Source organism: Nonomuraea antri (assembly GCF_013283785.1).
In the GTDB taxonomy this organism is placed as follows: domain Bacteria; phylum Actinomycetota; class Actinomycetes; order Streptosporangiales; family Streptosporangiaceae; genus Nonomuraea; species Nonomuraea antri.
The window spans coordinates 1-7,216 of record NZ_JABCPZ010000356.1 but is presented as its reverse complement, the minus strand read 5'-3'; the positions used below and the strand labels follow the sequence as shown (position 1 = coordinate 7,216).

At 73.5% G+C, this 7,216-nt stretch carries 7 protein-coding genes; 3 read left to right on the top strand and 4 right to left on the bottom strand.

Translation table 11 applies throughout. From position 1 onward, the window contains the following. The 3 genes from HII36_RS51910 to HII36_RS51900 form a co-directional block, all read left to right on the top strand. A partial coding sequence (locus HII36_RS51910; protein WP_217371034.1) for an APC family permease occupies window positions 1-1,360 on the top strand: 1,360 nt, incomplete at its 5' end. Between the two features lie 109 nt (window positions 1,361-1,469). Continuing rightward, window positions 1,470-2,594 (top strand): alkaline phosphatase PhoX, encoded by a 1,125-nt coding sequence (locus HII36_RS51905; RefSeq protein WP_173530803.1) that lies wholly within the window; start codon window positions 1,470-1,472, stop codon window positions 2,592-2,594. Window positions 2,595-2,660: 66 nt separating this feature from the next. Then, complete coding sequence (locus HII36_RS51900) at window positions 2,661-3,533, top strand: SGNH/GDSL hydrolase family protein (protein ID WP_173530802.1); 873 nt, start codon at window positions 2,661-2,663, stop codon at window positions 3,531-3,533. A gap of 17 nt (window positions 3,534-3,550) precedes the next feature. On the opposite strand, the gene HII36_RS59050 is transcribed toward HII36_RS51900, so the two are convergent. The 4 genes from HII36_RS59050 to HII36_RS51880 all read right to left on the bottom strand — a co-directional run. After that, window positions 3,551-4,780, bottom strand: a complete 1,230-nt coding sequence (locus HII36_RS59050) for a PucR family transcriptional regulator (protein ID WP_173530801.1) — start codon at window positions 4,778-4,780, stop codon at window positions 3,551-3,553. A gap of 64 nt (window positions 4,781-4,844) precedes the next feature. Beyond that, window positions 4,845-5,792, bottom strand: coding sequence for a hypothetical protein (locus HII36_RS51890; protein WP_173530800.1), 948 nt, complete (start codon window positions 5,790-5,792; stop codon window positions 4,845-4,847). 78 nt (window positions 5,793-5,870) lie between these two features. Continuing rightward, window positions 5,871-6,533: a response regulator gene (locus tag HII36_RS51885; protein ID WP_456238035.1), complete on the bottom strand. Its 663-nt coding sequence runs from the start codon at window positions 6,531-6,533 to the stop codon at window positions 5,871-5,873. Between the two features lie 13 nt (window positions 6,534-6,546). Continuing rightward, window positions 6,547-7,216 (bottom strand): sensor histidine kinase (locus HII36_RS51880; protein WP_236005037.1); only part of this gene is annotated, 670 nt, incomplete at its 5' end.

The window sequence follows — 7,216 nt, the reverse complement described above, 5'->3', positions numbered from 1 at the left end:
GCTCGGCGCCCCCTCCGTCGTCTATTTCGTCCTGTCCGCCGCCGCGCCGCTCACCGTCGTGGCCGGGGTGATCACCACCGGCTACGCCGTCACCGGGATCACCGGGCTGCCGATCGCGTTCCTGGTCGTGGGCGTCGTGCTGGCCCTGTTCGCCGTCGGTTACGTGGCGATGGCCAGGCACGTGGCCAACGCCGGCGCCTTCTACACCTTCATCACCCACGGCCTGGGCCGCCCGGCCGGCGTGGCCGCGGCCTGGTCGGCGCTGATCGCGTACAACGCGTTGCAGGTGGGCCTGTACGGCGCGTTCGGCGCGGCGACCGCGCCGCTGCTCGAACGCTGGCTGGGCGCCACGCCGCCGTGGTGGACGGTGTCGCTGGTGGCCTGGGCCCTGGTCGGGGTGCTCGGCCTGCTGCGGGTGGACGTCAACGGCCGCCTGCTGGCCGTGCTGCTCACCGCCGAGGTGGCGGTGATCATCCTGTTCGACGTCGCCGACCTGGCCAACCCGGTGGCCGGCCTGGCGACCGAGTCGCTGTCGCCGAGCGCGCTGTTCGTGAACGGGGTCGGCGCGCTGCTGGTCATCGCCACGCTGGGGTTCGTCGGGTTCGAGTCGTCGGTGGTGTTCTCCGAGGAGTCCCGCGACCCGCGGCGTACCGTGCCGATCGCGACGTACGCGTCCGTGGCGATCATCGCCGGCCTGTACGCGCTGTCCGCCTGGGCGATGACCGTCGCCATCGGCCAGGACGCCGTCGTCGACACCGCCAGGAAGCAGGGCGCGGAGACCATCTTCACCGTGGCGGCGGACCACCTCGGCCCGGTGGTGGCCGACGTGGGCCGGGTGCTCTTCGTGACCAGCGTGTTCGCCGCGATGATCGCCTTTCACAACACCACCTCGCGCTACTTCTTCGCGCTCGGCCGCGACGGGGTGCTGCCTGCCGTCTTCTCGCGCACCGGCGCGGGCAACGGCGCGCCCCGGGCCGGCTCGATCGCGCAGACCGTGCTCGGCCTGGCCGTGATCGCCCTGTACGCGGTCATGGGCTGGGACCCGCTGGTGCAGCTGTTCTTCTACGGCGGCACGTTCGGCGGCCTCGGCGTGCTGCTGCTGATCTTCGTGACCTCGATCGCCGTGATCGCGTTCTTCCTGCGGCGGCCGAGCGGCGAGAGCGTGCCGCGCCGGCTGGTCATCCCGGTACTGGCCGCGATCGCGCTGGCGGTGATGGCGTACCTGGCGGTGAGCAACTTCGCGACGGTGCTGGGCGTGCCCCCGGGCGAGGCGCTGGCCTGGATCCTGCCCGCGGCCTACGCCGTCGTCGCGGTCCTGGGGCTGGGTTGGGGGTTCGTCAAGCGGCCAACCGGTTTGTGAGGCGTCACAGATTTGACCGGACGGATTTACCGTCCGGTCCAGTTCACAACAATGCGAGCTTGGCTCATCGTGTGTCTGCGACTTCAACTCCCCGAGCCGTGGAGACCCGATGCGCCGCCGTACCTTCCTCACAGCCGTTTCGGCCGTCGCCTTCTCCGGCGCGGTCTGGCACGACGCGGTGGCGTCCGTGGCCGCGGGCGAGAGCCCGTACGGGCCGCTCGGCGCCCCCGACGCCAACGGCGTGGCGTTACCCGCCGGATTCAGCAGCAGGATCGTCGCCCGCTCGGGCCGGAGCGTGGGAGGCACGCTCTGGCACCCGGCGCCCGACGGCGGCGCCTGCTTCCCCGACGGCGCCGGCTGGATCTACGTGTCGAACTCCGAGGTGCCGCTGGTCGGCGGGGCCTCGGCGATCAAGTTCAGGGCCGACGGCTCGATCGAGCGCGCCTACCGGATTCTCAGCGGCACCAACCTCAACTGCGCCGGCGGCGCCACCCCGTGGAACACCTGGCTGTCGTGCGAGGAGATCTTCCGCGGCCGGGTCTACGAGACCGACCCGTACGGCAACCGATCGGCCCAGGCACGCAACGCGATGGGCAGGTTCAAGCACGAGGCCGCCGCCTGCGATCCGGACCGGCGGGTCGTCTACCTGACCGAGGACGAGGGCGACGGCTGCTTCTACCGCTTCACCCCCACCACCTGGGGTGACCTGTCCAGCGGCAGGCTCGACGTGCTGTGCGGCACCGGCGGCGACGGCGTCGAGTGGCGGCCGGTGCCCGACCCCACGCCGGGCGTCTTCGCCCGCCAGACCCGGCACCAGGTCTCGGCCGCCAGGCACTTCGACGGCGGCGAAGGCTGCCACTACGCGGCCGGCGTCTGCTACTTCACCGCCAAGGGCGACCGCAAGGTCTGGGCGTACGACGCGACCCGCCAGACCGTGACCTCCGTCTACGACGGCACCGGCACGCTGGACGGCGTCGACAACATCACCGGCCGCCCCTCCGGAGACCTCTACGTGGCCGAGGACGGCGGCAACATGGAGATCAACATCATCACGCCCGCCCGCGTGGTCGCGCCCGTGCTGCGACTCGACGGCCAGGCCGGATCGGAGATCACCGGCCCGGCGTTCTCCCCCGACGGCGCCAGGCTCTACTTCTCCTCGCAACGCGGCACCAGCGGCGAACAGGCGGGCACCGGCGGCATCACCTACGAGGTGACGGGCCCCTTCCGCCGCTGACCCGAGCGCCAGACCTCCCGCATCCCCACCGGATTCCGCACCCCCCACCCTCGCCAAGGAGTCCTCATGGTCCGACGGATGATCACCGTACTGGCCGCGGCGGCGCTGCTGCTCGCACTCGCGCCCCCGGCCGCCGCACAAGCCACCCAGGCCACCCAGGGAGACGTCTACGTGGCGCTCGGCGACTCGGCCGCCGCCGGGCCGCTCATCCCCAACCAGGTCCTGCCCGACCTCGGCTGCTGGCGCTCCGACCGCAACTACCCGCACCTGACCGCCCCGGCCATCGGCGCGGCCGCCCTGCGCGACGTGACCTGCTCCGGCGCCAGGACCACGCACCTGTACCAGCCGCAGAACACCGACCTCGGCACCATCCCGCCCCAGTTCGACGCGCTCGGCCCGGACACCACGCTGGTCACCGTGCAGATCGGCGCCAACGACGTCGGCCTGACCAAGTTCATCGAGGACTGCCTGAACCTGCTGCCCCCGCCCGTCGGCGACGCCTGCAACGACGACTACCGCGACGCCAACGGCCAGGACACCTGGCGGCTCAAGACCGACGCCCTTCGGCCCAGGATGACCACGCTGCTGAACGACATCCGCGCCCGCGCCCCGCAGGCCCGGGTGTACCTGGTCGGCTACGCCACCTACGCCCGCCAGAACGGCTGCTACCCGCGCGTCCCGATCATCAGGTCGGACGCCAACTACATCCGCGCCACGCTGATGTACTTCAACCAGATGCTGGCCGAGCAGGCGGCCGCGGCCGGCGTCGCCTTCATCGACTTCCAGACCCCGAGCACCGGCCACGACCCGTGCGCCGCGTCGGGCGTGCGCTGGATCGAGCCGTACGTGCCCACCTCGCCGGCCACCCCGTTCCACCCGAACGCGCTGGGCATGCGTAACTTCGCCGCCATCGTCACCGCGGCGGTCTCTCAGGTGTAACGCGGCACCGCCCGACGTCAGCTCGGTCGGCCGAGTCGACGGCGGGCGGCCAGCGCGGCGCCGATGCGCTGCAGGTGCGCGGAGTCCATCGGGTCGAGCCCGGTGAGGCTGGCGGCCCGGCGCAACCGGTAGTCGACCGTGTTCGGGTGCACGTGCAGCAGCTCCGCCGTACGCCGCCGGTCCAGGCCCGTGTCCAGGTACGCGGTGAGCGTCCTGAGCAGGTCGGGGTTGTCGAGCAGCGGATCGAGCAGCCCGGCGAGCACCGCGGTGGCCTCGCTCGACCGGGTGAGCTGGTACTCCAGCAGCACGTCTGCCAGCCGGTAGACGCCGGGCGGCAGCTCGAACAGGCGTACCACCTCCAGCACCTCCTCGGCCAGCTTGGCGGCGGCGGGGACGTCGGCGGCCAGGGCGAACTCGGCCGCCGCCGTGACCGGCACCCCGGCCGCCCGGCCCGCCGCCGCGACCAGCTCGTCCATCGCGCACCGTTCGGGGTCGCGGCCGTCACGCGCCGGCCCGGCCTCGCCGGTGAGCGGCAGGAAGACCAGCCCGCCGGTGGTGTCGAGCACGGACAACACCGGCTCGGCCGCGTGCCGCTGCACCGCGCTCCTGACGCGGTGCAGCTTGCGCCGTCCGGCGATGGAGCCGCCGGAGGAGTCCTCGTCGGGGTGCCGGCCGAGCGCGAGTGCCAGCACCAGGTAGCGCGGCGCGAGCCTGACCCCGGTGAGCGCCGCGCGGTCGCCGCCGAGCAGCGCCGACACGGCCGCGTGCATGGCGTGCTGCTCGTGGCTGAGCATGCTCTCGCGCTCCTCCAGGTACGCCGTGCACACCGCGGCCGTGACCGACTCGGTGTAGACGAGGATGAGCCGGTTGGCGGCCAGGACGTCGTCGAAGTCGTCCGGCGTGGCGGCGGCGAACAGGTGCTCCCACACCATGCGGGCGCCCAGGTGGTAGGCGGCGAGCAGGGCTTCGAGCGGCACGCCCTCCTGGGCACGGCGGGCCGCCGAATATCTCAGCGGCGCGAGTTCGGCCCCGGTGGGCGGGTGCCCGTCGCGGAACATGCGGGCGATCAGCCGCAGGTTGTGCGCGGTGATGCCGGTGATGTCGCCGTCCAGCTCCTCCTGGGGCAGCCGCCGGTAGAGGGGGATCTGCTCGGCGAAGCCCCGGACGAGCCGCCGCGCCAGCCTGGCGGTCTGGCGGTCGAGCAGCTCGTGCACGGGGCACCCGGCCAGGGTGAGCGCGCGGACCACGCTCGCACCCTCCCAAACGGGTCACCGTCGCGCAATGCGACCTGACCATTGTGGAATCCTTCGGTCATCTGACGGGCGAGGAGCACAGGGGCCTGGTACGCCGCTGGTACGACAGCGCCGCCACGCCGACCGTGATCCCCCAGCCGCCGAACCCGGACAGCCCGACCACGGCCACCCACGTCATGTCGCCGCCGGCCCCGGACAGGTCGGCGCCCGACAGCAGCAGCGCCAGCGCGACGAACGGGTACACCCCCAGGCTCGTGGCGCCGAGCCAGGCCGGGGTCAGCAGCAGCCATCTGGGCACCCGGCGGCCGGCCAGGAACGGCGTCCAGGCGGGAAAGGTCTGTCCCCAGTTGTGGACGAGCGCGAGGCTCAGTACCGCGCCGAGCAGCGCCATGATCGAGGTGAGGTCGATGCCCAGGCGGCCGAGCAGCCCGCTCAGCCCGGTCCCGCCGCCCAGGTCGGGCCCGCGCATCCCGGCGATGGGCACGCCCAGGGCCCAGACGGTCTTCATCGCGATGTAGGGCAGGAAGGCCGCCGCGCCGAGCCAGGCCGTCCAGCGCACGGCGGGGGGCGCGGGCCGCCGTACGGGCTCGCCCTCGTGGTCGTGGCCGCAGCGCAGGCACCGCCCGCGCCCGGCCCGCCACCTGGCCAGCGCCGTGCCGATGAACAGCAGCGACCCCACCGCGCAGTACAGGCCGACCAGCAGCGCCGGCCAGTCCGCCACGCGGCCCGTGCCGAGCGCCGCCACCAGGTGCATGACCAGCCCGAACGTGCCCAGAACCGGCAGCGAGGCGGCGGCCGCGACCGACCGCGCCCCGGTCAGCGGGGTGATCGCCGCCAGCCCGGCCAGGACGGGCAGCGCCTGCCAGAACGCCGCGGGCAGCGGGAAGTTCGCCAGCGGCCGGCCGTAATCGCCGCCCATCGCCCACGACAGGGTCAGCGCCACCAGGCCGAGCCCCCATCCGGCCGCCGCGCCGGCCACCCAGCGCGGCCACGTGCTCAGTCTCATGTCCCCATGCTCGGCCCGCCGACCAGGCCGGACGTCGTCCCTGAGCACGGTCTCCCGGCTACCGCGATCGCAGTAGCCTCACCCGCGGCGCGGCCTGACCAGCCCGCTCTCGTAGGCGTACACGACGAGCTGGGCCCGGTCGCGCGCGCCCAGCTTGGCCATCGCCCGGTTGCAGTGGGTCTTGGCGGTGAACGGGCTCATGGACAGGCGTACCGCGATCTCCTGGTTGGACAGGCCGGTGGCGACCAGGGTCAGCACCTCGCGTTCGCGGTCGGTGAGCACGTCCAGGCCGGGCGGGACGACGCCGGGGCGCGGGCCGGCGGTGAAGGCGGCGATGACGCGGCCGGTGACCGCCGGCGACAGCAGCGCCTCGCCCGCCGCGATCACGCGCAGCCCTTTGAGCAGGTCGTCCGGCTCGACGTCCTTGACCAGGAAGCCGCTCGCGCCGGCCTGGAGCGCGGCGTAGACGTTGGCGTCGTCGGCGTACGTGGTGAGCACCACGACGCGCACGCCGGACAGCGCCGGGTCGTCCACGATGAGCCGGGTGGCGGTGAGCCCGTCGATCTCCGGCATGCGCAGGTCCATGACGAGCACGTCGGGCCGGCCGGTCCTGGCCAGCGCCACCGCCTGTCCGCCGTCGGCCGCCTCGCCGACCACGGTGAAGCCCGGGGTGGAGTCGATGATCAGGCGGAAGCCCTTCCTGACCAGCGCCTGGTCGTCGGCCAGGCCCACCCTGATCACGTCGCGGTGCGCCTCACCCATGCCGTACGCCGCCGCCCGAGTCGGTCACCTCGACGGTCAGCTCCTTCCCGTACACCACCCTGACCTGGGCGGACGCGCCCGGCCCGGCGTGCCGCAGCACGTTGGTGAGCGATTCCTGCACGATCCGGTACGCCGCGTGCTCCACGGGTCCCGGCAGCGGCCTGGCCGGACCTTCCACGGTGACGGTGACGTCCAGGCCGGCGTCCGTCATGGCGGCGCGGAGCGCGTCCAGCCGGTCCAGCCCGGGGCGCTCGCCGTGCAGCCGGCCGAGCGTGGCGCGCAGTTCGCGCATGGCCTGCCCGCTGGTGTCGCGGATGGCCCGCAGGGCCTCGCGCAGTTCGTCGCGCAACTCGTCGCGCAACTCGTCGGGCGGCCCGTCGGGTGGCCGGTCGGGTGGCCCGTCGAGTGCCTTGTCGCCGAGCAGGTGCAGTGCCGCGGCCGACTGCACGGAGACGCTGGTGACGCTCTGCCCGACCAGGTCGTGGACCTCGCGGGCGAGCCACAGCCGCTCCTCGGCCAGCCGCCGGCGCTCCCCGGCCGCGGCGGCCTCCCGCCGCGCCGCCACCACCTCGCCGGCGAGCACGGCCGCGCCGAACAGGCCGAGCCAGGTCCCGGCGAAGATCACCCGGACCACCGCCGCCGCCCCGGTCCAGCCGTGACCC

Coding starts and splice junctions, on each gene's coding strand:
- HII36_RS51890 (WP_173530800.1), bottom strand. CDS start 5,792: ATGAGACTGAGCACGTGGCCGCGCTGGGTGGCCGGCGCGGCGGCCGGA.
- HII36_RS51905 (WP_173530803.1), top strand. CDS start 1,470: ATGCGCCGCCGTACCTTCCTCACAGCCGTTTCGGCCGTCGCCTTCTCC.
- HII36_RS51900 (WP_173530802.1), top strand. CDS start 2,661: ATGGTCCGACGGATGATCACCGTACTGGCCGCGGCGGCGCTGCTGCTC.